24 protein-coding genes are annotated in these 25588 nt (G+C 65.9%); 16 read left to right on the forward strand and 8 right to left on the reverse strand.

Annotation, left to right across the window (positions count from 1 at the left end; all coding sequences use genetic code 11):
• The first annotated feature begins 33 nt into the window (after positions 1-33).
• From AB3147_RS25615 to AB3147_RS25630, 4 genes are all read left to right on the forward strand, one after another.
• The gene (locus tag AB3147_RS25615; RefSeq protein WP_239215130.1) at positions 34-1056 is read left to right on the forward strand and encodes a dipeptidase; all 1023 of its coding nucleotides are present in this window, start codon (positions 34-36) and stop codon (positions 1054-1056) included.
• 17 nt (positions 1057-1073) lie between these two features.
• Positions 1074-2078 carry a tripartite tricarboxylate transporter substrate binding protein gene (locus AB3147_RS25620; protein WP_367353337.1) on the forward strand — a complete coding sequence of 335 codons (1005 nt, stop codon included), beginning with the start codon at positions 1074-1076 and terminating at the stop codon, positions 2076-2078.
• A gap of 119 nt (positions 2079-2197) precedes the next feature.
• Positions 2198-3208, forward strand: a complete 1011-nt coding sequence (locus tag AB3147_RS25625; RefSeq protein WP_367353338.1) for a Bug family tripartite tricarboxylate transporter substrate binding protein — start codon at positions 2198-2200, stop codon at positions 3206-3208.
• Positions 3209-3260: 52 nt separating this feature from the next.
• On the forward strand, positions 3261-5024 hold the full coding sequence (locus AB3147_RS25630; RefSeq protein ID WP_367353339.1) for a gamma-glutamyltransferase family protein: 1764 nt from the start codon (positions 3261-3263) through the stop codon (positions 5022-5024).
• A 117-nt stretch (positions 5025-5141) separates the two neighbouring features.
• On the opposite strand, the gene AB3147_RS25635 is transcribed toward AB3147_RS25630, so the two are convergent.
• The 5 genes from AB3147_RS25635 to AB3147_RS25655 form a co-directional block, all read right to left on the reverse strand.
• On the reverse strand, positions 5142-6158 hold the full coding sequence (locus AB3147_RS25635; RefSeq protein WP_175139554.1) for a Bug family tripartite tricarboxylate transporter substrate binding protein: 1017 nt from the start codon (positions 6156-6158) through the stop codon (positions 5142-5144).
• A gap of 151 nt (positions 6159-6309) precedes the next feature.
• Positions 6310-7050 (reverse strand): amino acid ABC transporter ATP-binding protein, encoded by a 741-nt coding sequence (locus AB3147_RS25640; protein WP_056559723.1) that lies wholly within the window; start codon positions 7048-7050, stop codon positions 6310-6312.
• Positions 7051-7111: 61 nt separating this feature from the next.
• Positions 7112-8212 carry an amino acid ABC transporter permease gene (locus tag AB3147_RS25645; RefSeq protein WP_367353340.1) on the reverse strand — a complete coding sequence of 367 codons (1101 nt, stop codon included), beginning with the start codon at positions 8210-8212 and terminating at the stop codon, positions 7112-7114.
• Position 8213: 1 nt separating this feature from the next.
• Positions 8214-9404 (reverse strand): amino acid ABC transporter permease, encoded by a 1191-nt coding sequence (locus AB3147_RS25650; RefSeq protein ID WP_175139552.1) that lies wholly within the window; start codon positions 9402-9404, stop codon positions 8214-8216.
• 168 nt (positions 9405-9572) lie between these two features.
• On the reverse strand, positions 9573-10589 hold the full coding sequence (locus AB3147_RS25655; RefSeq protein WP_105240917.1) for an amino acid ABC transporter substrate-binding protein: 1017 nt from the start codon (positions 10587-10589) through the stop codon (positions 9573-9575).
• 293 nt (positions 10590-10882) lie between these two features.
• Here AB3147_RS25655 and AB3147_RS25660 point away from each other — a divergent pair, with 293 nt between their 5' ends.
• The 3 genes from AB3147_RS25660 to cheD all read left to right on the forward strand — a co-directional run bounded on the left by AB3147_RS25660 (position 10883) and on the right by cheD (position 13752).
• On the forward strand, positions 10883-11656 hold the full coding sequence (locus AB3147_RS25660; protein ID WP_175139551.1) for a cell division ATP-binding protein FtsE: 774 nt from the start codon (positions 10883-10885) through the stop codon (positions 11654-11656).
• A complete protein-coding gene (locus tag AB3147_RS25665; RefSeq protein ID WP_175122199.1) occupies positions 11653-12561 on the forward strand; it encodes a cell division protein FtsX in 909 nt (302 codons plus the stop codon). Before AB3147_RS25660 ends, AB3147_RS25665 begins: the two co-directional genes overlap by 4 nt.
• A gap of 363 nt (positions 12562-12924) precedes the next feature.
• Complete coding sequence (gene cheD / locus AB3147_RS25670; RefSeq protein WP_175139550.1) at positions 12925-13752, forward strand: chemoreceptor glutamine deamidase CheD; 828 nt, start codon at positions 12925-12927, stop codon at positions 13750-13752.
• 56 nt (positions 13753-13808) lie between these two features.
• On the opposite strand, the gene AB3147_RS25675 is transcribed toward cheD, so the two are convergent.
• Positions 13809-14792 (reverse strand): GlxA family transcriptional regulator, encoded by a 984-nt coding sequence (locus AB3147_RS25675; RefSeq protein WP_175122197.1) that lies wholly within the window; start codon positions 14790-14792, stop codon positions 13809-13811.
• Positions 14793-15048: 256 nt separating this feature from the next.
• Between AB3147_RS25675 and AB3147_RS25680 the strand changes: the two genes are divergently transcribed.
• The 4 genes from AB3147_RS25680 to AB3147_RS25695 all read left to right on the forward strand — a co-directional run bounded on the left by AB3147_RS25680 (position 15049) and on the right by AB3147_RS25695 (position 18320).
• Positions 15049-15735 (forward strand): M24 family metallopeptidase, encoded by a 687-nt coding sequence (locus tag AB3147_RS25680; RefSeq protein WP_175122196.1) that lies wholly within the window; start codon positions 15049-15051, stop codon positions 15733-15735.
• 48 nt (positions 15736-15783) lie between these two features.
• Positions 15784-16314, forward strand: a complete 531-nt coding sequence (thpR, locus tag AB3147_RS25685; protein WP_367353341.1) for an RNA 2',3'-cyclic phosphodiesterase — start codon at positions 15784-15786, stop codon at positions 16312-16314.
• A 36-nt stretch (positions 16315-16350) separates the two neighbouring features.
• Positions 16351-16911 carry a 5'-3'-deoxyribonucleotidase gene (locus AB3147_RS25690; RefSeq protein ID WP_175122194.1) on the forward strand — a complete coding sequence of 187 codons (561 nt, stop codon included), beginning with the start codon at positions 16351-16353 and terminating at the stop codon, positions 16909-16911.
• A 71-nt stretch (positions 16912-16982) separates the two neighbouring features.
• Positions 16983-18320 (forward strand): NAD(P)H-dependent oxidoreductase, encoded by a 1338-nt coding sequence (locus AB3147_RS25695; RefSeq protein ID WP_056559741.1) that lies wholly within the window; start codon positions 16983-16985, stop codon positions 18318-18320.
• Between the two features lie 53 nt (positions 18321-18373).
• Here AB3147_RS25695 and AB3147_RS25700 read toward each other — a convergent pair whose 3' ends face one another.
• On the reverse strand, positions 18374-19120 hold the full coding sequence (locus tag AB3147_RS25700) for a FadR/GntR family transcriptional regulator (protein ID WP_175139547.1): 747 nt from the start codon (positions 19118-19120) through the stop codon (positions 18374-18376).
• A gap of 149 nt (positions 19121-19269) precedes the next feature.
• A complete protein-coding gene (locus tag AB3147_RS25705) occupies positions 19270-20007 on the reverse strand; it encodes an SDR family NAD(P)-dependent oxidoreductase (RefSeq protein WP_175139546.1) in 738 nt (245 codons plus the stop codon).
• Positions 20008-20498: 491 nt separating this feature from the next.
• On the opposite strand from AB3147_RS25705, the gene AB3147_RS25710 reads away from it, so the two are divergent.
• The 5 genes from AB3147_RS25710 (at position 20499) to AB3147_RS25730 (ending at position 25564) form a co-directional block, all read left to right on the forward strand.
• Positions 20499-21734 carry a branched-chain amino acid ABC transporter substrate-binding protein gene (locus AB3147_RS25710; RefSeq protein ID WP_175184861.1) on the forward strand — a complete coding sequence of 412 codons (1236 nt, stop codon included), beginning with the start codon at positions 20499-20501 and terminating at the stop codon, positions 21732-21734.
• A 146-nt stretch (positions 21735-21880) separates the two neighbouring features.
• The gene (locus tag AB3147_RS25715) at positions 21881-22822 is read left to right on the forward strand and encodes a branched-chain amino acid ABC transporter permease (RefSeq protein WP_056559748.1); all 942 of its coding nucleotides are present in this window, start codon (positions 21881-21883) and stop codon (positions 22820-22822) included.
• On the forward strand, positions 22819-24099 hold the full coding sequence (locus AB3147_RS25720) for a branched-chain amino acid ABC transporter permease (RefSeq protein ID WP_367353342.1): 1281 nt from the start codon (positions 22819-22821) through the stop codon (positions 24097-24099). The genes AB3147_RS25715 and AB3147_RS25720 overlap by 4 nt, the downstream gene beginning before the upstream one ends.
• Positions 24096-24848 carry an ABC transporter ATP-binding protein gene (locus AB3147_RS25725; RefSeq protein ID WP_105240929.1) on the forward strand — a complete coding sequence of 251 codons (753 nt, stop codon included), beginning with the start codon at positions 24096-24098 and terminating at the stop codon, positions 24846-24848. Before AB3147_RS25720 ends, AB3147_RS25725 begins: the two co-directional genes overlap by 4 nt.
• Complete coding sequence (locus AB3147_RS25730; RefSeq protein ID WP_056559753.1) at positions 24845-25564, forward strand: ABC transporter ATP-binding protein; 720 nt, start codon at positions 24845-24847, stop codon at positions 25562-25564. Before AB3147_RS25725 ends, AB3147_RS25730 begins: the two co-directional genes overlap by 4 nt.
• Positions 25565-25588 lie beyond the last annotated feature (24 nt).

Below are 25588 nucleotides of genomic sequence, written 5' to 3' on the forward strand. Positions count from 1 at the left end.
AAATCATGCATACAACAAAAGGGGAGTTCTTCCATGGATAGTCACATCGCCGACCTGCATCGCCGCACCACCGTTGTCGACGGTCTGGTCTTCTTCAGCGACGGCAGCACCCGCGACATGCTGGCCGGCGGCGTCAGCGCCATCAACGTCACCGTCAGCGACATGGGCGCGGACTTCGAGCAGGCGCTGCGCGACTGCATGGCCTGGCGCCAACGCTGCGCTGCGCCGGACTCGTCCTGGCTGCTGGTGGAAACAGCCGACGACATTGCGCGCGCCAAGCAGACCGGCAAGCTGGGGCTCATCATGGGCTGGCAGAACGGCAAACCCTTGGGCGACCAGATCGACCGCGTCGCCCTGTTCCATGAATTGGGCATGCGCGTCATCCAGCTGACCTACAACGAGGCCAATCTGCTGGGCGACGGTTGCCTGGAAAAGCGCAACGCCGGCCTGAGCGATCTGGGCGTAAAGATGGTTGCGGAGATGAACCGCGTGGGCATCGCCATCGATCTCAGCCATTGCGCGCCTCAGACCTGCCTGGACGCCGCCCGGCACAGCACCAGGCCCGTGCTGCTGACCCACGCCAACGCCAACGCCGTGATCACCCGGCCGCGCAACAAGTCGGACGACGTCATCAAGGCGGTCGCCGCGACGGGCGGCGTGGTCGGATGCAGCATCCATGCCTACCTGAGCTGGCGCGGCGATCCCCGCCAGCAGCCGCTGCTGTCGGACTTCGTCGCGAACGTGAAGTACATCGGCGAACTGGTCGGCTATGAACACGTGGGCATCGGCACGGATTTTCCGTCGGTCGACACCTACGAAGCCGTGCGCCATGTGATGGTGATGTCGCGCACCAAATATGCGAAGTCGGGCGGCGACTTTTCGGATGCCTTTGGCGATGTGATGGAAGCGCGCTACCCCGTCGAGACGCCGACGCCGGCGCAATTTCCCGCATTTACCCACGCGCTGCACGAGGCCGGACTGACGGACAGCCAGATCGCCGGCGTACTCGGCGGCAACTTCCAACGCGCGTTCGCGCAGGCCTGGGCCACTGCCTGATTCGAATGGAGAACATCATGATCCCGCGACTGCTCCGCAACCTGACCGCCGCGCTGGCTTGCGCGGCCCGCGCGCCGCGCGCCCTGGCGCTTGCCGGCGCTGTTCTGGCAGCGCCCCTGGCCACGGCCGCGCCCTTCCCCGCGCAGCCGATTCACATCATCGTGCCCTATCAGGCGGGCGGGTCCACCGACACCGTGATCCGCAAATTCGCCGAGCTGGCCGCGCCCGAACTGGGCCAGGCCATCGTCATCGAAAACCGCGGCGGGGCCGGCGCAACCATGGGCGCACGCGCCATCAAGACCGCGCGTCCCGATGGCTACACGCTGGCCGTCCTGCCCAGCCCGGTCTATCGCATGCCGCACATCCAGGACATGGGCTACGACCCGACACGCGATTTCACCTACGTCATGATGCTCAGCGGCTACACGCTGGGCGTGGCGGTGCCCGCGGGCTCGCCGCACAAGACGTGGGCAGATTTCATCCGCTATGCGAAACAGCATCCGAATGAGGTCACCTACGGCACGGCCAGCGTCGGCAGCGCGTCCAACGTGATGATGGAAGACATCGCCGCACGCAACGGTGTGACCTGGCGCCACATCCCGTACAAAGGCGAATCCGAAGTGCTGACGGCGGTGATGGGCGGACAGGTGACGGCATACGCCGGCTCGACGACCGTGCAGCCGCAGGTGCAATCGGGAAAGATGCGCATGCTGGTGACCTGGGGCGAACATCGCAGCGCGCAGTATCCGGACACGCCCACGCTGCACGAACTTGACGGCACGCCGCCCGCCAACGCGCCGTTCGGCATTGCCGGTCCCAAGGACATGCCGCCCGCCGTTGTCGCCAAGCTGCATGCCGTCTTCAAGCAGGTGGCCGAATCCGAGGCCTTCAAGCAGATCCTGACGCAATACGGCCAGGAACTGGTCTACATGAACGGCAAGGACTACGCCGACTATGCGGCGCAACAGTACGCGCTGGAAGCGGAGATCGTCCGCAAGCTGGGGCTGGCCGCGAACAAATAGGCCGGCCCGTTCCGGCTGCGCCGCCGCAGCCGGGCCTCACGCATCAAGGCGGCGCGGGATCCGACAACGGCCGGGATCTGCAAGGGCACCGGCCAGCAAGAAGCATCCAGGAGTCATCCATGATCATTCGAGCACTCGCCACACGTCCCGCGCGCCGCCGCGCCCTCGCTGCCTTGTGCGGCCTTGCAGGCCTGTTGGCCGCCGTACTGCCCTTTGCGGCGTCGGCCCAGGCGTGGCCCGCCAAGCCGATACGCATGATCGTCGGCTACCCGCCGGGCGGCGGCACGGACACGGTGGCGCGCATGCTGGCACAGCAACTCAGTCAGGAGATCAAGCAACCCGTCGTGGTCGAGAACCGCGCGGGGGCCAGCGGCACCATCGCCACCCAGCAGGTCGTGCGGGCCGAGCCTGACGGCTACACCGTGCTGTTCGCCACGGCGTCGCCGCTGACCGGGGCGCCGCTCACGGTCAAGGACCTGCAATACGATCCGATGAACGACCTGATCCCGGTCACTCTGGTCGGCGGCGGTCCCTTCATCCTGGTCGCGAATCCGGCCTTTCCGCCCAACACGCTGCCTGAACTGGTGGAGTACGCGCGCAGCCGTCCCGGCGAGATCAACTACGCGTCGCCGGGCATCATGACCGCCAATTTCTTTTTCTCCGAGCAACTGAACATGGATGCCGGGATCAAGACCACGCATGTCCCCTACCGCGGCAGCGCCGCGCTGTTGAACGACGTCATCGCCGGCCAGGTGCAATACACGCTGGACACGCCGGGCACCACGCTGACCTTCATCCGCAACGGCAAGCTGAAGGCGCTGGCGATCTTCAGCGAAAAGCGCCTGAACCGGGCGCCCGAGATTCCCACCGCCAAGGAAAGCGGCTATCCGAATCTGGTGGGCGGTTCCTGGTATGGACTGCTGGTGCCCAAGGGCACGCCGCCGGAGATCGTCGACGGCCTGTACAAGGCCACGAAGTCCGCCTTGTCCAGCGCGGAAGTGCGCAGCGCCATGGAAGGACGCGACGTGATCGTGCAAGGCACCTCGCCCGACGAGTTCAGCCGCTTCCTGCACGCCGAGTTCAAGCGCTGGAAGGACGTGACGCAAAAGCTGGGCATCACCCCGCAATGACCGATTGAGCCCGCGCAGGCACGCAAGCCCCCTCTTCCGACCGGAGTCTTCGATGTCCCATTCCCCCTACGCCCCGGACCTGACCGCGGGAAGCGCCCCCACCTCCATGCGCCCCGCGCTCGCCGGGCTGAATCACATGATCTCGGCCGGCCACTATCTGGCCACGCAGGCCGGCATGGACATCCTGCAGGCCGGCGGCAACGCCGTCGACGCGGGTGTGGCGGCCGGCATTGCATTGGGCGTGGTCCAGAGCGACATCGTCAACTTCGGCGGCGTCGCGCCTATCCTGGTCTATCAGGCCAAGGCGCACAAGGTGTGGAGCATTTCCGGGCTTGGCTATTGGCCGCAGGCCGCGCGGCTGGAGACGTTTCTGGAAAAGCACGGCGGCACGATCCCGGCGGGCGTGCTGCGCACCGTCATCCCGGCGGCGCCCGACGCGTGGATCACCGCGCTGGAACGATTCGGCACCATGCGTTTCGGCGAGGTCGCGGCCGGCGCCATCCGGCTGGCGCGAGACGGCTTCGTCATGTATCCGCTGATGGCCGAAGTGCTGGCAGAAAACCAGAAGAACTACGCGCGGTGGGCCTCCAGCGCGGCCATTTATCTGCCCGGCGGCAAGCCGCCCGAAGCGGGTTCGCTATTCCGCCAGGCCGACCTGGCGCGCAGCATCCAGTACATGGCGGACGAAGAGCGCGCGCATTCCGGAAACAGCCGCCTGGCGGGTCTGGCCGCCGCGCGGCGCGCATTCTACGAAGGCGACATCGCTGCGGCGATCGTCAAGTATCACCGCGAGGAGAGCGGGCTGATCACCCACGAGGACTTGCGAGGCTTTGCTGTGGAGGTCGAGCCGGCGCTGTCCACCGACTTCAACGGCACGCAGGTGCACAGCTGCGGTTTCTGGTGCCAGGGCCCTTCGCTGCTGCAGATGCTGAACATCCTGGAGCCGTGTGACTTGCGCGCGCTGGGCCACAACTCCGCCCCCTATGTGCATCTGCTGACCGAAGCCATCAAACTGGCCTTCGCCGACCGCGAGGTGCATTACGCCGATCCGCGCCATGCGCGGGTGCCGCAAGCGGCGCTGCTGTCAAAGGACTATGCGCGCGCGCGGCTCGCCATGATCGCCCTGGATCGGGCGGGCCCCGACATGCCGCCGGCGGGCCGGCTTCCCCACGCGCGGGACGTCGACCTGCGCGAGGCCGGGCCCGATGACATGGCGCGCACGGATCCGCGCCTGGATACGTCTTATGTGGCGGTCGTCGACAAGGACGGCAACGCGTTTTCGGCCACGCCCAGCGATGGCTCCTACAACGTGCCCGTCATTCCCGGCACCGGCATCTGCGCGTCGGGACGCGGCAGCCAATCCTGGGCCGAGGCTGGCCATCCGTGCGCCATCGGACCGGGCCGCAGGCCGCGGCTCACGCCCAACCCCTCGCTCGCCATCCGGCCCGGCCAGTACGTCATGCCTTTCGGCACGCCGGGCGGCGACGTGCAGTGCCAGGCCATGCTGCAGACGTTCCTGAACATGGAGGTGTTCGGCATGGACGTGCAGCAGGCGGTCGAGGCGCCGCGCTTTGCCAGCTTCAGCTTCCCGTCGTCGTTCGAGCCGCACAACGCCATGCCGGGCCGGCTGATGATCGAAGACCTGATCCCACGCAGCGCGGGCGACGCGCTTGCAGAAATGGGCCATACCGTGAAATGGTGGAACGGCCATAGCTGGCGGGCCGGCGCCGTCTGCATGGTCCGGCACGATCTGGATAGCGGCGTGCGCTGGGGCGGCGCGGACCCGCGCCGGCCGGCCTACGCGATGGGCTGGTAGGCATGCGCGGCGGCCGGCATCAACAGAAAGCAAAACGCCCGCCAGGAAAGCATCCAGGCGGGCGTTGAAACTGCATCGCAACAGGCATCCGATTAAAGAAGCCCGTTGCCAGCGCCATCAATTCAGGCTGGCGCCCGAGATCTTCACGATCTCCTGATACTTCGCCATCTCGGCCTTCACAAACGCGGCAAACGCCTCAGGCGTCATCGAGCCCGCCTCGGAACCCATCGTCAGCAGACGCTGCTTCACATCGGGCTGCGCCATCGCGTCGGCATACGCCTTGTTCAGCTTGGCCACCACCGGCGCCGGCGTGCCGCCCGTCGTGAACACGCCAAACCACGTGCCCAGGTCAAAGCCCTTCACGCCCGATTCTTCAACCGTCGGCACGTCAGCCAGCAACGACGAACGCTGCGCCGTCGTCACGGCCAGCGCCTTGACCTTGCCGTCCTTGATCAGCGGCGCCGACGCCGCCAGGTTGTCGAACATGAAATCCGACTGGCCGGACAGCAGCGCCAGTTGCGCCGGCGCCGCGCCCTGATAGGGGATGTGCTCGACGTTGATGCCCGCGCGCGCCTTCAGCAGCTCGCCCGACAGATGGCCCGCGCTGCCGTTGCCGCCCGAACCGTAGTTCAGCTTGCCCGGGTTCTTCTTTGCGTAATCGATCAGGTCCGCCAGCTTCTCGATCTTGTTCTTTTCGGCGAACTCCACATTCATCACCAGCACGTTCGGCACCGCCGCCACGATCGTCACCGGCGCGAAATCCTTGACCGGGTCGTAGGGCAGGTTGGCGAACAGCCACGGATTGATCGCGTGCGTGGCCACCGCGCCCATCACCAGCGTGTAGCCGTCAGGCTGCGCTTTCGCCACCAGGTCCGCGCCGATGTTGCCGCCCGCGCCCGAACGGTTTTCCACGATCACCGGCTGACCCAGCGAGCCGCGCACCTTCTCGGCCAGCATGCGCGCCATCGTGTCCAGCGGGCCACCGGGCGGGTAAGGCACGACGAAGCGGATCGGCTTCGTCGGGAAATCGGCGGCCTGAGCCAACGCCGGGGCGCTGAAAGGCAGGGTCGCGGCCAGCGCCACGGCGCCTTGCAACAGGGCGCGGCGCACGGCGCTGCGGGGGGTATTCGACATGGTGTGTTCTCCTCACTCCGGATCAATGGCGGTCAGTAGCATACCCCACCGGCGTGACGGAGGTAACAAAGGGCTACCGGCAAGAACGCCCGGAATTCCCGGGATTGGCAGCCCGCACCAATGAAAAACCGCCCGAAGGCGGTTTGGCGGATCAGTGCAGGATCTGGCTCAGGAAGAGCTTGGTCCGTTCGTTCTGCGGGTTGTCGAAGAACTCGTCCGGGTTGTTCTGTTCGATGATCTCGCCGCGGTCCATGAAGATCACACGGTTGGCGACCTTGCGCGCGAAACCCATTTCGTGGGTCACGCAGATCATCGTCATGCCGCTTTCCTGGGCCAGGCTGACCATCACGTCCAGCACTTCCTTCACCATTTCCGGATCCAGCGCCGACGTCGGCTCATCGAACAGCATGATCTTGGGGTTCATGCACAGCGACCGCGCGATCGCCACACGCTGCTGCTGGCCGCCCGACAACTGGCCCGGAAACTTCTTGGCCTGTTCCGGAATGCGCACCCGCTCAAGGTACTTCATTGCGGTGGCCTCGGCTTCCGCACGCGGCTTCTTCAGCACCCACATGGGTCCCAGCGTCAGGTTTTCCAGCACCGTCAGGTGCGGGAAAAGGTTGAAGTGCTGGAACACCATGCCCACGTCCTTGCGGATCGTCTCGATGTGCTTCAGGTCATTGGTGAGCTCCGTGCCGTCCACGATGATGTGGCCCTTCTGGTGCTCTTCAAGGCGGTTGATGCAGCGGATCATCGTGGACTTGCCCGAACCCGAAGGTCCGCACACCACGATGCGCTCGCCTGGCGCGACGTCCAGGTTGATGTTGCGCAACACGTGGAACTGGCCGTACCACTTGTTCACGTCCTGCAAACGAATAATGGCATCCGACATGCCTGTACTCCCGTAAGTATCGCTTTGCGCGCCCGCCTTGCAGCGGACGCGCGGCAAATTGCTAGCGTGCGTGACCCGTGGCCAGGCGTTTTTCCAGCGCCTGGCTGTATTTGGACATGGAGAAGCAGAAGACGAAGTAGATCAGCGAAATGAACAGGTACGCCTCCACCCCGAATCCGCGCCATGCCGCGTCGGACAAGGCTGCCTTGGCCGCCAGCGTCAGGTCGAAAATGCCGATGATCACCACCAGCGACGTGTCCTTGAACAGCGCAATGAAAATGCTGACCAGCGGCGGAATCACGATCTTGAGCGCCTGCGGCAGGATGATCTTGCGCATCTGCTGCCAGTAGTTCAGGCCCAGCGAATCCGCGCCTTCGTACTGCCCCTTCGGAATGGCCTGCAGGCCGCCGCGCACCGTTTCCGCGATATAAGCCGCGGCGAACATGATGATGGCGATTTGGGCGCGCAGGAGCTTGTCGATCGAAAAGCCTTCCGGCAGGAACAGCGGCAGCATGACCGACGACATGAACAGCAGGCTGATGAGCGGCACGCCGCGGATCAGCTCGATGTACACGACGCACAACGCCTTGATGGCCGGCATCTTCGAGCGCCGGCCCAGGGCCAGCAGCACGCCGATCGGGAACGCGAAGGCGATGCCGAACGTGGACAGGATGAGCGTCAGCGGCAGGCCGCCCCAACGCGCGTTTTCCACGTAGGTCAGGCCAAACACGCCGCCCCACATCAGGAGCGCCACGGCCGTCAGGCCCACGGTCCAGATGACGGCCAGCTTCCAGTTCCAGAAGCGGCGGATGCCGCTGCAGACGATCACCGCCACCAGGATGATGGCGGCGATCAACGGCCGCCATTGCTCATCGTAGGGATAGGTGCCGAACAGGATCAGCCGGTGTTTTTCAATGATGAACGCCCAGCAGGCGCCGCCGGCTGCGCGGCACTCCTGGGCATTGGCCGCGTCGAAGCTGGCCTTGATGAAGGCCCATTCGACCAGCGCCGGGATGGACATCAACAGGAACCACGCCAGCAGCACCGTGATGAGGATGTTCAGCGGCGATGAGAAGAGGCGCGTCCGGAGCCACGCCCACGGTCCCGTTTGATTGCTGGGCGGCGGCAGGGCTTCGCTGGGGGTATGCGTAGTGCTGCTCATATCAACGCTCCACCAGCGCGATGCGCTTGTTGTACCAGTTCATGAAGATCGAGATCGACAGGCTGACCGTGAGGTACGCGCCCATGATGATGAGAATGCCCTCGATGGCCTGGCCCGTCTGGTTCAACGTCGTGTTCACCACCGACACGATGTCGGGGTAGCCGATGGCGACTGCCAGCGAGCTGTTCTTCGTCAGGTTCAGGTACTGGCTGGTCATCGGGGGGATGATCACGCGCAGCGCCTGCGGCAGGATCACCAGGCGCAGCACCTTGGCGCGCGGCAGGCCCAGCGAGCCGGCGGCTTCCCATTGGCCGTTGCTGACCGCCTGGATGCCGGAGCGCACCACCTCGGCGATGAACGCCGACGTGTAGATCACCAGACCAGCCAGCAGCGCGGCGAATTCCGGAGACAGCGTGAGACCGCCCGAGAAGTTGAAGCCCTTGAGCTCCGGCATGTTCAGCGTCAGCGACGCGCCGCTGACCAGCCAGCCGATGAACGGCAGACCGATCAGAAGGCCAATGGCCCAGCGGCCCAGCGGGAACATGTGGCCGGTGGCCTCGTGGCGCTTCTTGCCGTAGTGGCCCAGGATGATGATCGCGAGGATCGCCAGTCCCAGTCCGCCGAGCATCCAGTCGAACGAGTTGCCTTCCAGCGCCGGGACCTTGAGGCCGCGGTTGGAAATGAACACGCCCGGCAGCGGATTGTGCGCCTGGCGCGGACCCGGCATGTTCTCGGTGATCAGCGCATACCAGAAGAACAGCTGCAGCAGCAGCGGCACGTTGCGCATCACCTCGACATACACAGAGGTGATCTTGGCCACGAGCCAGTTCTTGGACAGGCGGCCGATGCCGATGAGCGTGCCGAGAATAGTCGCCAGCACGATGCCGAGGACGGCGACGCGCAGCGTGTTGAGCAGGCCGACCACGATGGCGCGGCCGTAAGTGTCTGAGGGGGAATAGGCGACAGCGGTTTCGCCGATGGCGAATCCGGCCTCGCGGTTCAGGAAGCCGAAGCCCGTGGCAATGTTGCGCACGGACAGGTTGTGGAGCGTGTTTGAAACCAGGAACCACACGGCCCAGGCTACCGCGGTCAGCGCAATCACCTGGTAGACCACGGAGCGTACGCCGGGATCGTTCCAGTTCAGACGCCGAGGGGGTGCCGAAATCGGGGCGTTTTTGTTGGGAGTCATCATGATGAATCTACAGAAGTCGGACACCGGGTGGCATGCCGGAAAAGCCGCGCCACCCACTTCTGCCGCCCGCCCGAAGGCGGGTTAGGGCCTGTCCAGAATACACGTCCTGTGCAGACAGGCCCTAGGCATGACGGAGAGCCGTGCTCCGCCATGCCAGGCAGCCGCGCGTTAGCGCACCGGCCAGCCGTACATCAAGCCACCTTGCTTGTACGAAGCGTTCAAACCGCGCTCCAGCTTCATCGCGCTGTTCTTGCCCAGCGTGGATTCGAAGCTTTCACCGTAGTTGCCCACGCTCTTGATGATGTTGTAGGCCCACTTGTCGTCCACGCCCAGGTTCTTGCCCATGCCCGGGGTCACGCCCAGGATGCGCTGGATGTTGGGGTTGGGGCTCTTGGTCATTTCATCGACGTTGGCCTTGGTGATGCCGTATTCCTCGGCCTCCAGCATCGCGTTCAGCGACCAGCGCACGATGTTGAACCACTGCTCGTCGCCCTGGCGGACCATGGGGCCCAGCGGCTCCTTGGAGAAGTCTTCCGGCAGGATGACGAACTTGTCCGGGTTCTCGAGCGTGGTGCGGGTCGAGGCGAGCTGCGACTTGTCGGTCGTGAAGGCATCGCAACGGCCGGCCGAGAAGGCGCGGATGATTTCGTCGTACTTGTCGATCACGACCGGCTTGAATTCGATCTTCTGGCTGCGGAACCAGTCAGCGAGGTTCAGCTCGGTGGTGGTGCCCGGCTGCACGCAGATGGTGGCGCCGTTCAGTTCCTTTGCGCTCTTGACGTTCAGGTCCTTGGAGACCATGACGCCCTGGCTGTCGTAGTAGTTCACGCCCACGCCGATCAGACCGAGCGTCGTGTCGCGCGTCAGCGTGACGGTGGTGTTGCGGGTCAGCACGTCGATTTCACCGGACTGCAGCGCGGTGAAGCGTTGCTGGGTGTTCAGCGGCGTGAACTTGACCTTGCTGGCATCGCCAAACATCGTCGCGGCGATGGCGCGGCACATGTCCACGTCGATGCCCTTGTATTCGCCCTTGCTGTCGGCGATGGAGAAACCCGGAATGCCCGTCGAAACCCCACACTGGACAAACCCTTTCTTTTTGACGTTATCGAAGGTTGCGCCAGCGTTGGCAGCCGAGGATGCAGCAAACAGGGCAGCGCCAATGGCAGCGAGTTTCAGTACTTTCATCGTGATCTCCGTGTGGGATGAAGCGGAATCCAAAGCTAGGGCCGGGTTGGACCCACGCATGGGGCGGATGGTAGCGTCCGCAAAGCACGCGGCGCATCCGGGAATTCCCTTGAAATATAGGGACACTGGATGAAATGAAACGCTGTTTTTGACGAAAAACAGGGACGCGCTTTCAGCTTTGCGCACCGATGTTTCAGCCGGTGGAATGAAGCGGACCTGCGCCGGCCACGCCAAGAGATGTAGGCCACCTTACTGTCCCCGAGTTACTATGGCGGCTTCATCTGACAGCCGCCATGATCGAATTCCAGCACGTATTCAAATCATATGGTCGCGGCCGCAATATCCTGGCCGACATCAACTTCCGCGTGAGCGCGGGAGAATTCGTTTTCGTATCGGGGCCGTCCGGCGCCGGCAAGTCCACCCTGCTCAAGCTGATCGGCGGACTTGAACCCGCCAGCCGCGGTTCGATCCAGGTAAACGGCCAGCGTCTGGACAAGCTGCCCGCGCGCGCCCGGCCCTATCTGCGCCGCGCGGTGGGCGTCATCCTGCAGGACACGCACCTGCTGTTCGACCGAAGCGCGTTCGAAAACGTGATGCTGCCGCTGGCCGTCCAGGGACACCCCTGGGATTCCGCCGCGTCGCGTGCCCGTGCCGCCCTGGACAAGGTGGGGCTGTCGGGCAAGGAAGACCTCAATCCCATCGAGCTCTCGGGCGGCGAACAACAGCGCCTGGCGATCGCCCGCGCCATCGTCAACCGGCCCGCGATCCTGATCGCGGACGAACCCACCGCCAACCTCGACCACGACAACGCGCAACGCATCATGAACGTGTTCCGCGACTTCAACCGCGTCGGCGTCACCACGCTGATCGCCTCGCACGACCAGGAACTCATGGCGCGCTACGCCACCCGCACGCTGCGGATCGAGCCGGGCAAGTTCGCCGACTCCCACGGCCCCGCGACGCCTCCGGACGGCGCGGCCACCCATGGCGCGCATGGCGCAACGGCGGCGCCCGTCCGCCCCGGCCGCACCGAGCCGGGCCTCGGCCATCCGGGAGAGTCTGCATGAACGCCTGGCTGCGGCAACACCGCTACGCGCTTCTCGTCACCCTGCGCCGGCTGATCAAGCAACCCTTCTCATCGCTCGCCAACCTGCTGGTCATGGCGTTGGCGCTGGCGCTGCCGCTGCTGGGCAGCGCGATCCTGGTCTCGGTGCAACCGGTGGCGCGGGAAATGTCCGTCACGCCGGAGGTCACCGTCTTCATGCGCGTGGACGCGCCTGCGGGCGCCGCGGCCGACGTCGCCAAGCGCATTCAAGCCGACTATCCGCAAGAGGTGCGCGCGGTGCGCGTCGTGGGCCGCGAAAGCGCCCTGGCGGACCTGCGCGCCAACCCCGCCTGGCAGGAAGCGCTGGCCGTGCTGCCGGGCAACCCGCTGCCCGACGCGGTCGTCGTCACACTGGCCGACGGCGACAACCTGGCCGGACGCGCCGACACGCTGGCCTCGGCCTGGAAGCAATGGAACCACGTGGATCTGGTGCAACTGGACAGCGCGTGGGTCCAGCGGCTAGAAGCCATTCTGCGGTTTGCCCGGATCGGCCTGGGGTTCCTGGCCGCGTGCGTGGCGGTCGTGGTGCTGGCCACTGTCTTCAACACCGTACGCATGCAGGCGCTGTCGCAACGCGAGGAAATCGGCGTGGCGCGGCTGGTCGGCGCCACCGAATCGTTCGTGCGCCGGCCGTTCCTGTACCTGGGCGCGTTGTCCGGCGCGTTGGCTTCGCTGCTGGCGATTGGCGTGGCGTCCGTTGCGCTGTCTCCGCTGAACGAAGCCCTGCTGGGGCTGGCCCGCAGTTATGGGGCCGAATTCGCCCTGCACCTGCCCGGCGCCCCCGTCCTGATCGGTGCGGTGGTGGCGTCCGCAGCGCTCGGCGCGCTGTCCGCGCGCTGGTCGGTCACGCGCAGCACGCGGTTCTAGACCGGCAGATCTGCCGGACCGGCCTGGAAGGCCGGTCCGGCTCGGGGTTCTATCGCCGCCCTATCGTTCCGCCCAGCGGGTCTAAACCTCCGTTTGAACCCCCTTCATCCCCGTGATCCGGGGAAAGACCCCGAACTTGCCTGTGTAGGATGGTTGCCTGCCATCCGCACAGGCTTTTTGCATGCGGGCGTCAGGAGGAAGTTCCAATAAACGACGCTTTGGTCGTGTTTACACAGTTTTCTCCCATTGACTGCCGGGATATGCAAGAATAAAGCGACATTTTTTTACATGTTTTGTCACAATTGTCGCTTTTTCCCGTATTTCTAGTGTCTCAATCGCCGTTTTTGCCCAGATATCAGTCCAATGGCCGCTCTTGAAGCCCGCGCGACGCGTCACTACTACGACAGCGCGTTCCAATCTCCGGCAGTGAAAGTGCTCCCGAACGAGTACTACGTCACCAACGAGAACATGATGATCTCGACCGTGCTGGGATCCTGCGTGGCGGCTTGCATCCACGACCCGGTCACGGGCGTGGGCGGCATGAACCACTTCATGCTGCCCGAGGGCGACATGCAGTCGCCCGCGTCGGCCACCATGCGCTACGGCGCCTTTGCAATGGAAGTGCTGATCAACGAACTGCTCAAGGCCGGCGCCTCGCGCGACCGCCTGGAAGCCAAGGTGTTCGGCGGCGGCGCGGTGCTGGCGGCCATGCAGCAGATGAACATCGGCGAGCGCAACGGCGAGTTCGTCCTGAACTACCTCAAGACCGAAGGCATCCCCGTCAAGGCGCAGGATCTGGGCGACGTGCACGCGCGCCGCATCAATTACTTCCCGCGCGACGGCCGGGTGATGGTGCGCAAGATGGCGCCGCACCACCAGCGCGCCGAAGAGATCATCGCCAAGCGCGAACAAGAGGCGGCGCAAAGCGCGGCCGCCAAGACGGCCACGCCGCAACGGGTCGAGCGCTTTGCACGGCCCGGCGTCGAGCGGTTTGATCGTCCGGGCGTGGAACGGTTTGATCGTCCTGGCGTGGAACGGCTGGATCGCCCCGGCGTCGAGCGGCTGAACCGCCCGGGCGTCGAACGGTTCGACCGCCCCGCCGCGCGCCCCGGCGTGGAACGCTTCGATCGCCCTGCCCGGCCGGGCGTTGAACGCTTTGACACGGGTGTGACTCGCCGCACCAAGCCTTGAACGGCGAGCGGCGCGATCCCTACCCCTGAACGGCAAGCATCCTGCCGTCCCACGCGCTAATCAGCAAGCGCCGGGCCGCCCTGCCCCAGGCTGAAACTGGTCCGGTATTGGCTGGGCGACACGCCCAAACGCCGGGTGAATGCCTCGCGTAAGTGGCGCGCATCGCGAAAGCCGCATTCATACGCGACCGTCTTGAGCGGCGCGCCGTCGCGCTCCAGGCGCGCCCGCGCCGCGTCCACCCGCGCGCTTTCCACGAATTCCGCCGGCGTCACGCCCGCATCCCGCCGGAACACCCGTGAAAAATTGCGGCGGCTCATCCGGGCCACGGCGGCCAGCTCTGCCAGGCCCAAGTCGCCGGACAGGTTGGTCAGCACATGCTGCTGCACCTGCGCGACCACCGAGGTTTCCTCGACGAACGGGGTCAGAAACGGACTGAACTGCGATTGCCCGCCAGCGCGCTGCGTGAACACCACGAGCCGCTTGGCCACGTTCAGCGCGACCTCTGCGCCGTGATCCTGCGCCAGCAGATACAGCGACAGATCGATGCCTGCCGTGACACCCGCCGACGTATGCAGGCGGCCGTCCTGCACATACAACCTGTCCACCTCGACCCGTAACGCCGGATACTGCGCGGCCAACGCCTGCGCATCGTTCCAGTGCGTGGTGACGACCGCGCCATCGGGCAGTCCCGCGCGTGCCAGCAAGAAGGCGCCGTTGCAGATCGACCCGTACCGCGGCGCGCGCCGGCAGGCCGCCCGCAGCCAGACCAGCGCCTCGTCGGGCTCGCGCGCAGCCGGCAGGTTCGGGCCTCCCGCGACCAGCAACAGGTCTGGGGTGTCAGACACCTCGGCGTAATGCCGCTGCGGCAGGATCGTCATCCCGTTGGAGCACGGTACCGCGCCACGCGTGAGGCCGATGATCTCCAGCCGGTATTGCCGGGCCGGCGCCAGAAAGCGGTTCGCTTCCGCGAACACATCCATGGGGCCGCTGACGTCCAGGGCCTGCACCCCGGGGAACACGACAAGGGCGACGGTTTTCATGGCGGGTGACGGGCGTACAAAGGAAAACCGCTACGTTAGCCCAGCGCCAACCATGTGCGGCGGCCCACGCGAATCCTTGGCCTTGAAACGCGCCATGGCGGCCCGAATCCGTCCTTGCCTGCGTCGCTGGCCCGTCCACGCGCCAGCCTGGCACGATTCCGTCCCGCCGGGCGCTCGCGGGCCTGCCCCCTTCTGCCCAGACTGGCACCTGTCCGGCGCGGCATGCCGCTGCGCCCAGCCACAAAGGAATTCCGCCATGACGATGCCTCCTTCCCCCGCCAGCGAACGTGTTGGCCCCGCCTTCTCCGTGGACGGCATGCTGCGGGCGCGCAACAAGACGCGCCAGGCCATTGCCGACATCGCCGCCCGCATCCAGCCCGGCATGGTGGAGGAAGACGCCGTGAGGCTCGCCAAGCAGACACTCATCGACGCCGGCATGGCCCTGAGCTGGCATCCCACGCGGGTGCGCTTTGGCGCCAACACGCTCAAGTCCATGCGCCAGCCGTCCGAGCCGGGCGCGGTGCTGGGCGAAGACGACATTTTCTTTCTGGACATCGCACCCCGCCTCGACGCCTGGGAAGGCGACGGCGGCAAGTCATTCGTATTGGGTGGCAACGCCGAGCAGGCGCGCTGCGCGCGCGATGCCGAAATCCTCTTCCACGACGTGCGTGACCGATGGTTGCGCGAACGCCTGACCGGCCATGCGCTCTATGCCCACGCCGACCGCCAGGCGCGCGCCATGGGTTGGGCGCTGAACTTCGAGCTGCCCGGCCACCGGATTTCCGACTTTCCCCACGCGGCCATTCACACCGGGTCGCTTGCCGATCTGGACATCGCGCCGTCGGACATGCGCTGGATCCTGGAGATCCACCTACTGGATCCCCAACGCCGGTTCGGCGCGTTCTTCGAGGACATGCTGCTGGACGACGAGCATTACGGCTGAAGGAAAACGGTGGGCCCGCCCCTCGCAGACGCGACCTACAATCAGCGCATGTCCACCATCCGCCTCTTCTACGCGCTGTGGCCGTCTCCCCCGCTGGCGGCGTCGCTGGCCGGCTGGGCGGAAGCCGCAAAGCCGGCCATGGGCGGACGCGCCATGCGCACCGAGACGCTGCATCTGACGCTCGCCTTCCTGGGGCCCGTCGACAGCGCCCTGGCCGACGAGCTGGCGGGCGCCACGCCCGAACGCCGCCTGACGCCGGGCGATGTGCGGCTGGACCGCTACGGGGTCTTCCACCGCCAGCGCATTCTCTGGGCGGGTCCCGCCGAGACGCCCCCGGGGCTGCAGCAGGCCCACGACGATCTCTGGCAGTGGCTGTCCGGCTATGGACTGACCCCGCCTACCCAGCCGTTCCGCCCGCACGTCACATTGCTGCGCAACATCACGCACGCCGCGCCGCCCGCCGACGCGCCCGCGCCGCTGGACTGGCATTACGACCGCATGGTGCTGGTCGCGTCCGAATCGCTGACCGGCGGCAGCCGTTACCGCATCGTGGCGCAATCCCGGCCGCTGGTCGGCTAGGGCACAATCCTACGGTTGCCAACGTTTGGGACCCCCATGATCATCCTGCTGGATCAAGACGGCGTGCTGGCCGATTTCGAACACGCCTTCATCGACGCCTGGCGCGAACGCCACCCGGACATCGCGCCCATCGCGTTCGAGGACCGCAAGTCCTTCTACATCCGCGAGGATTACGGCCCCGAACTACGCGGCATGGCCGAGGCGATCTACACCGCGCCGGGTTTCATCCGCAATCTGCCGCCCGTGCCCGGCGCGCTGGACGCCGTCAAGGAACTGCTGGCGCTTGGCATGGATGTGCGGATCTGCTCGTCGCCGCTGTCGCAGTTTGAAAACTGCGTCGCCGAAAAATACCTGTGGGTGGAAAAGAATCTGGGCCGCGAAGCCACCAACCGGCTGATCCTGACCAAGGACAAGACGCTGGTGCAGGGCCATCTGCTCATCGACGACAAGCCGCATATCGAAGGCGCCGTGCGACCGCGCTGGAAGCACATCCTGTTTGACGCGCCCTACAACCGCGAGGTGACGGACCGCCCGCGCATCACCTGGCAGAACTGGCGCAACGTGCTGGCCGGCGAGCTCTATACGGCAGATGCCTGAGTCCTGTTCAGGCGTCATCGTTTGGGACTATCCTGTGGAGTCGTACGCCCCACCCAGGAGGAGCCCGCGCCATGAATCTGTACCGTCTGCTCAAGCAGCGAGAAGCCGACCACAAGCCGCTGCGCGTCGCATTGTTGGGCGCCGGAAAGTTCGGCGCCATGTTCATGAGTCAGGCCCCGCGCACGCCGGGGATGCGGCTGGTCGCCGTCGCGGACCTGGTGCCGGACCGGGCTCGCGCCGCGCTGACCCGGGTCGGCTGGCCCGCAGGCGCGCTCAACGCCAGCAGCATCAATGACGCGTACAAGAACGGCAAGGTCTATTTCTGCGACGATGCGCGCACCGTCATCGCCAGTCCCGACGTAGACATCGTCATCGACGCGACCGGCCAGGCCGCGGCCGGCATCACGCATGTGCTGACCTGCTGCGAATACGGCAAGCACATCATCATGGTCAATGTCGAAGCCGACGCGCTGGCCGGCCCGCTGCTGGCGCGCCGCGCCCGCGAGGCGGGCATCGTCTATTCGCTGGCCTACGGCGACCAGCCTGCGCTGATCTGCGAAATGGTGGACTGGGCGCGCGCCAGCGGCTTTGAAGTCATGGCCGCCGGCAAGGGCACCAAGTACCTGCCGGAATTCCATACGTCCACGCCCGATACCGTCTGGCCCTATTACGGCTTCACGGCGGAAATGGTGGCGGCGGGCGACTTCAACGCGCAGATGTTCAACAGCTTTCTGGATGGCACCAAGAGCGCCATCGAGATGGCGGCCGTCTCCAATGCCACGGGCCTGCTGCCCTCGCCGTCCGGCCTGCACTTTCCGCCGTGCGGCGTGGACGACCTGGCGCGCGTGCTGCGTCCCCGCGAAGATGGCGGCATGCTGCATCATCGCGGCCAGGTCGAGGTGATTTCGTCGCTGGAACGCGACGGCCGGCCGGTGTTCCGGGACCTGCGCTGGGGCGTCTATGTCACGCTGGCGGCCGACAGCGACTACGTGCGGCGCTGCTTCCAGGAATACGGCCTGGTCACCGATCCGAGCGGCAATTTCACCGCCATGTACAAGCCGTACCACCTGATCGGGCTGGAGTTGGGCATCAGCGTGGCCAGCGTAGGCCTGCGGCGCGAGCCGACGGGTGCGCCGGCCGGCTGGCATGGTGACGTCGTGGCGACGGCCAAGCGCGACCTGCAAGCCGGCCAGATCCTGGACGGCGAAGGCGGCTATACGGTGTACGGGCGCCTGATGCCGGCCCCCGATTCGGTCGAGGAAGGCTATCTGCCGCTGGGGCTGTCGAACAAGGTCAAGCTGAAGAATCCCGTGCGCCAGTCGCAGGCGATCCGCTGGCGCGATGTGGAATACGACGAACGCTCGACGGCGGTGCAGTTCCGGCGCGAGATGGAGCAGACCTTCGCGTAAAGGACGGTGCGCTCGTCATGGGATCAGACCGGGGCGCGCCAGACCGAGGCACGCTAGACCGGCGCCGGGCGCTCCGCCTGAAACAACCGCAGCCGGTCCGCCGCATTGCGCAGATGCTGTTCGGCCGCGCGGCCCGCCGCATCGGGGTCCCCCGCTTCGATGGCAGCAAAGATGGCCTGATGCTCACTCTGCACCGCGGCCATGCGCTCTGCATACATCCGCGCGGTGTTATTGCGCGCACTGCGGATGACGCGCCGCACATTCGCTTCCAGATAATCGTTCAGCGCCACCAGATGCGGGTTGTGCGTGGCCTGCACGATGGCCTGGTGGAATTGGTAGTCTTCCTCGTCACCCAGCTTGTCGTTGATGAGCGCGTACTCCATGCCCACCAGCGCCTGCCGCATCTTTTTCAAATCAGGATCGGTGCGCCGCTGCGCCGCATAGCGCGCCGCCGTGACCTCGATGGACAGCATCAGCTCAAGGATGTGTTCCAGGTCCTGGTTGTCGCCCGGCGTGGGCGCGGCGATGCGAAAGGCGTTCTTCTGGAAGTTCGGATCGACGAACACGCCGCTGCCTTGCTGCGACGTGACCAGGCCTTCGGATTTGAGGCGAGCCAGCGCTTCGCGCACGACCGCGCGGCTGACCGAATGCATTTCGGTCAATTGCTTTTCGGTGGGCAGACGGTCGCCGGGGGCCAGCACGCCTTGGCGTATCTGGTCGGCCAGGGCATCCGCCACCGCCGCGGATAGCGAACTGCGAGGCGCGGCGCGCGTCGGATCGGATTCTTGACTGGGCTGCATGGGGATCTTCAAACGTGAGGGCGGCGCGCGGGTGCGGCGGCCATGTTTATAGGAATGTCTCGCGTGGGGGTCCTGACAGGCATCTTCGCGGCAGCGCCTTGGAAATTATAGGTTTGCCGGTTTGTCCCGGCGCGCCGCGTTCCTGCACTTTAAGCGATATAGATGCCGCCATTGACCTGCATGACCTCGCCCGTCACAAATGACGCCAGCGGCGAGCACAGGAATGCGATGGTGCCCGCGATCTCCTCGGCCGTGCCGAAGCGGCGCAGCGGCGTGCTTTCCAGCAACTGCGCGCCCTTCTGCCCGATCAGGTCATGCGTCATGGACGTGGCGATGATGCCGGGCGCCACCGCATTCACGCGGATCTGCGGGGCCAGTTCCAATGCCAGGCTGCGGGTGAAGCTCTGCACCGCGCCCTTGGACGCGGAATAGGCGGCGTGGGCATAGCTGCCGCGCTGCGCGGCCAGCGACGTCAACAGGACGATCGAACCGTCGTGGCGCAGATGGCGCTGGGCGGCGCGGCACACGTAGAACGTGCCGTCCAGGTTCACGCGCATCAGCGTGCGCCAGGACTCGTCGCTGGTGTCCTTGACGAGCTGTTCCGGGTAGATGCCCGCGCAGTGCACCAGGTGATCCAGCCCACCGAAATGCTTGGCCGCCGCCTCGAACACCCGTTCGCATTCGTGCGACACCGACACGTCCAGCGCATGCGTGTAGACGCGCTGCCCGCTGGGGTCGAGCTCTGCCGCCACCTCCTCCAGCCGCGCGTTGTCGATGTCGGTCAGCACCAGCCGCGCGCCGTGCGCGGCCATGAGGCGCGCCGTCGCCAGCCCGATGCCGTTGCCCGCGCCAGTGATGGCGGCAACCTGCCCCTCGAACGAAATCATCCTGTCTCCTGAAGCTGTTTTTAGCGGTCCGCGGCGCTGTCGCGGCAACGGTGCAAATTCTGATTGAACTGCTGAATCCGTTGCTTGACACGAGAAAAACGCCTGGCCTATGATTTATCGGACAACTTGATAAAGTTGCCTGACAACTTGTGCTGACAGCGTAAATCAACGGACGCTTTCAGGCAAGTCAGTCAGAAAAACACGGCGACACGCCGCATAAACAGGCAGGGGACAACCAGGTGAACTTCACCGGCAGCATGACCGCATCCGCGCCCTCGGCACGTCCGACGGCGCCCCTTCAGACGCCCCGGCGGCTTCGTGCCCTGTCCGGCTGGCGTTTCGCCCCGGCGCCTTGTGCGACCGTGGCCGCCACCACTTCCCCGTTTTCGCTCCCCATCGCTTTCGTGCCCTTGCGGCGCGGCGGCGATGCGGCGCGCGCGCCTGCCTGACCCACGCAATCACCACACTCCCGTTCAACGGAGGAGACACGCATGAAATTGGCTTTCACTACCGGTCTGCTGTGCCTGGCCGGACTCGCCGCCACCGCCCACGCCGCGCCCGTCAAGATCGGCCTGATCGAAACGCTGTCGGGCCCGCAGGCCTCGACCGGCCTGATGTTCCGTGCCGCCGTCAAATACGAGCTGGATCGCATCAACGCCGCCGGCGGCTGGAACGGCCAGCCGCTGGAACTGGTGGAGTTCGACAACCAGGGTGGCCCCGTGGGCGCCTCCGACCGCTTCCGCGCCGCTGCCGCCGAGGGCGTGCAAGTGCTGGTGCAAGGGTCGTCATCGGCGATTTCCGGCCAGCTGACGGAAGACGTGCGCAAGCACAACCTGCGCAACCCCGGCAAGGAAATCGTCTTCCTGAACGTGGGCGGCGAGGCGCTTGAGCTGACCGGCCAGAAGTGCCACTTCTACCATTTCCGCTTCACCACCAACGCCGACCTGCGCGTGAAGGCGCTGGCGTCGGTGATGTCGGCCGACGGCACGCTGGGCAAGCGCGTGTACGCCATTAACCAGAACTACTCCTGGGGCCAGGACATGGAAGGCGCGACCGAGCGCTTTGCCAAGGACTACGGCTACGAGGTGGTGGGCAAGACGCTGCACGAAGTCAACAAGATCCAGGACTTCGCGCCGTACGTCGCGCGCATCCGTTCGGCGACGCCGGACACGGTGATCACCGGCAACTGGTCCAACGACCTGCTGCTGCTCATGAAGGCCACGCAGGCCGCCGGCCTGAAGGTGCGCTTTGCCACGGTGTTCCTGGACCAGGTGGGCAACCTGGCCAACGCCGGCGAAGTCGCAATGGGCCATTACATCGCGCACCCGTACAACATCGAGGCCGCGGGCGAGGAAGGCGCGAAGTTTGCCGAGGACTACAAGTCCAAGACCGGCCACTACCCCAGCTACACCGAGCCGCAGACCGTGATCGGCGTTCGCTTCCTGGGCGAAGCCTTAAAGCAGGTCAAGCCCAAGGACGGCAAGCTGTCGGTGCCCGAACTGGCCGTGGCGCTGGAGCAGGTCACCTACAAGTCCGCGCTGGGCGACTACACGATGCGCGCCGAAGACCACCAGGTGCAACTGCCGATGGTCGTGTCCAAGGTCAGCAAGAACGCCAAGTACAAGGCCGACGGCACCGACATGGGCTTTGAACCGGTCAAGGTGCTGGCCGCGGCCGACGTGTCCGCGCCGGTGCAGGCCACCTGCAAGATGCAACGTCCGAAGTGATGCCCGCGCGGCGGCCCGGGCGCTGAAACGCGAACGGGCCGCCGCCGGCACATGACAAGCGCACACCCGGCGCGGGCCGGGCAAAAACAACGTGCGCAATCGCTCGCGGGACGCCCGGCGTCCCGCGCAAGAATCCTGGAGCGGACATGGAATACTTTACCGTCTCGCTGTTGAACGGCGTGATCTACGGCCTGCTGCTATTCATGGTGTCGGCAGGCCTGACATTGATTTTCGGAATGATGGGCGTGCTGAACTTTGCGCACGCCTCGTTCTACATGATTGGCGCCTACGCCGCCTACACGCTGACGCCCGTCACGGGCTTCTGGGCGGCCCTCGTGCTGGCCACGATCATTTCGGGCGTGCTGGGCATGGGCGTGGAACGCTTTTTCCTGCGCCGCGTGCACAAGTTCGGCCATGCGCAGGAATTGCTGGTGACCTTCGGCCTGGCGTTCATCGTCGCCGAGCTGGTCAAGCTCTTTTACGGCGATTTTCCCGTCGACTACCGCGTGCCGCAGTTCCTGAACTTCGCGGCGTTCCGCGTGTTTGACGCGGACTATCCGTTCTACCGCCTGCTGATGGGCGGCGTGTCGATCGCGATGTTCGCGGTGATCTACCTGCTGCTGTCGCGCACCCGCGTGGGCATCGTGGTGCGGTCGGCCATCTACCGGCCGCGCATGGCCGAGGCGCTGGGCCACAACGTGCCGCTCGTCTTCATGAGCGTGTTTGGCGTGGGCGCCGCGATGGCCGGCCTTGCCGGCGCGGTGGCGGGCGCGTTCTACACCACCAATCCGAACATGGCGCTGGAACTGGGCGTGCTGGTATTCGTGGTGGTCGTGGTCGGCGGACTGGGTTCGCTGGAAGGCGCGATGATCGCGTCGCTGTTAATTGGCCTGATCAGCTCGTTCTCGGTCGGCATCGACGCCAGCCTGGCCACGCTGTTCGGCCTGTTCGGCGCGCGTGACTGGGCCGAAAGCGTAGGTGGCCTGATGACCGTGAAGATTTCCAGCCTGGCTGCAACGCTGCCCTTTCTGCTGATGCTGGTAGTGCTGCTGGTCAAGCCGTCGGGCCTGAAGGGAGAGCAGGCATGAGCCATACCGCTAGCTCCACCGGCCGCGCCACGGGCGCGCTGCTGTTGATTCTGTGTGTGGCCGCGCTGTGCGCGCTGCCGTGGCTGCTGCCTGCCGGCCAGCTCGTGGCGGCCGTGCAGATGCTGATTGCCGCACTGTTCGCCTGCGCCTTCAACCTGCTGGCAGGCCAGGGCGGCATGCTGTCGTTCGGTCATGCCGCGTACTTTGGCGTCGGCACCTTTGCCACCATCCATGCGATGAATGCGCTGGGCGGCGCAGGCCTGCTGCCCACGCCGCTGATGCCGCTCGTGGGCGGCGTGGCCGGGCTGCTGTTCGGCGTGGTCGCCGGCTGGTTCGCCACCATGCGGTCAGGCGTGTACTTTTCGATGATCACGCTGGCGCTGGCCGAACTGCTGCACGCGCTGGCGCCGCACCTGAAAGGCGTCTTCGGCGGCGAGGCGGGCGTGTCCGCCATGCGCATGCCTGCGTGGGGCTTTACCTTCGGGTCCGACATCGAGGTCTATTACCTGGTGCTGGCGTGGGTGGTGGTGTCGCTGGCCGCGCTGTACGGTCTGACGCGCACACCGCTGGGCCGTCTGACGCTGGGCCTGCGCGAAAACGCCAACCGCCTGCGCTACCTGGGCTACCGCCCGCATGCGCTCAAGACCATGGTGTTCGCGCTGTCGGCGATGTTTGCCGGCATCGCGGGCGGCCTGCAGGCGCTGAACATCGAGGCCGGCAACTACGTACTGTTCGAGGTCAAGCTGTCCACCGACGCGGTGCTGTTCGCCTACATCGGCGGCGTCAACGCGTTCCTGGGTCCGGTGCTGGGCGCGTCCATCCTGACGTTTCTGTCGCAGACGCTGGCCGACATCACGCGGTCCTGGCTGCTGTATCAAGGCATTCTGTTCGTGCTGGTGATGCTGTTCGTGCCGGACGGCCTGGTCGGACTGGTGCAACGCGCGGCCAAGTCGCTGCGCGAGCGCGGCCTGGCCAACTGGCTGCCGCGCGCCGCGGTATCGGTGGCCGGGGGTCTGCTGCTGACTGGCGCCACCGTCTTCACCGTCGAACTCTTGCAACGCATGTTCGCGCGCGATTACCGCGCCCTCCTCGCCATGAACCCCGAGGCCGGCTGGCCCGCCATCCCGCTGTTCGGCCAGGAGTGGGCGCCGCTTGCCGTGTCGACCTGGCTGGTGCCGCTGGCGTTGTTCGCCGCCGGCCTAGCCGCCTGCCGCTGGGCGCTGACCCTGTGGCGCGACGCCGGCGAAGCCGCCCCTCTGCTGGAGCCCGCCAAATGAGCCACGAGATCCTGACCCTGACCGACGTGCGCAAATCCTTTGGTGAAGCGCAGATCATCCGCGGCGTGAACCTGGCGATCGAAGCCGGCGAACGCCACGCCGTCATCGGCCCCAATGGCGCGGGCAAGTCCACGCTGTTTCACCTGATGTCGGGCTCGTTCGCGCCCACGTCGGGCGACATCAGCCTGCGCTCGCGGTCCATCGGCGGCCTGGCGCCCGAGGCCATCAACCGGCTTGGCCTTGCGCGCTCGTTCCAGATCACCAACGTGTTCCCGCGCCTGTCGGTGCGCGAGAACCTGCGGCTGGCGGTGCTGCGCATGCACGGGCTGGTCTACAACTTCTGGCGGCCGATTGCGCGCAACCGCGCCGTCAATGAAGACGTGGACCGCCTGCTGGAAAAGGTGCGGTTGACGGCCAAGCAGGACACGGCGGCCGGCGACCTGAACTACTCCGAGCAGCGCTCGCTGGAAATCGGCATGACGCTGGCGTCGCGCCCGAAGGTGATCTTGCTGGACGAACCCATGGCCGGCATGTCGCAGCACGAGGTCGACTACACGGTCGAACTCATCAAGGACGTAACGCGCGACTGCACCCTGCTGATCGTCGAACACGACATGCAGGTGGTGTTCTCGCTGGCCGATCGCATCAGCGTGCTGGTCTACGGCGAGATCCTGGCCACCGGCACGCCCGCCGCGATCCGCGGCGACGCCCGCGTGCGCGAGGCCTACCTGGGAGAGGAAACGGTATGACGACGCAATCCCCCCTCTTGTCGCTGCAGGGCGTGCATGCCCACTATGGCAAGAGCCACATCCTGCACGGCATCGACCTGTCGATCGGGCGCGGCGAAGTGGTCAGCCTGCTGGGCCGCAACGGCGCGGGCCGCTCCACCACCATGAAAAGCATCATGGGGCTGGTGGACGTGACCGGCGGCCGCATCGCCATCGAAGGCCGCGACATCACCAACAAGCGTCCCTTCGAAATCGCGCGCGCCGGCCTGGCCTTCGTGCCCGAGGAACGCGAGGTGTTCGCCAACCTGACGGTGGACGAAAATCTGCGCATGGGCGAGCAGCCCCGGCGCGACGATGCGCCGTACTGGACCGTGGCGCAAATGTTCGACTACTTCCCGCGCCTGAAGGAACGCAGCAGCACGAAGGCCGGCAACCTGTCGGGCGGCGAGCAGCAGATGCTGACCATGTGCCGCTCGCTGCTGGGCAACCCCAAGGTCATCCTGATCGACGAGCCCACCGAAGGCCTGGCGCCCAAGATCGTCGAGGTGATCGCCGACGTCATCCGGGATATCCACAAGCAGGGTGTGTCGGTGGTGCTGGTGGAACAGAAGCTGACGATCGCGCTGAAGGTGTCCACGCGCGTGAGCGTGATGGGCCACGGCCGCATCGTGTTCGAAGGACCGCCCGCGCAGCTTCATGAGCGCCAGGACGTCGTCCAGGAATGGCTGGCGGTCTAGCCAGCCCACGTACTCATCCATTAC

It is taken from the genome of Achromobacter animicus, from assembly GCF_040775605.1.
In the GTDB taxonomy this organism is placed as follows: Bacteria; Pseudomonadota; Gammaproteobacteria; order Burkholderiales; family Burkholderiaceae_B; genus Achromobacter; species Achromobacter animicus.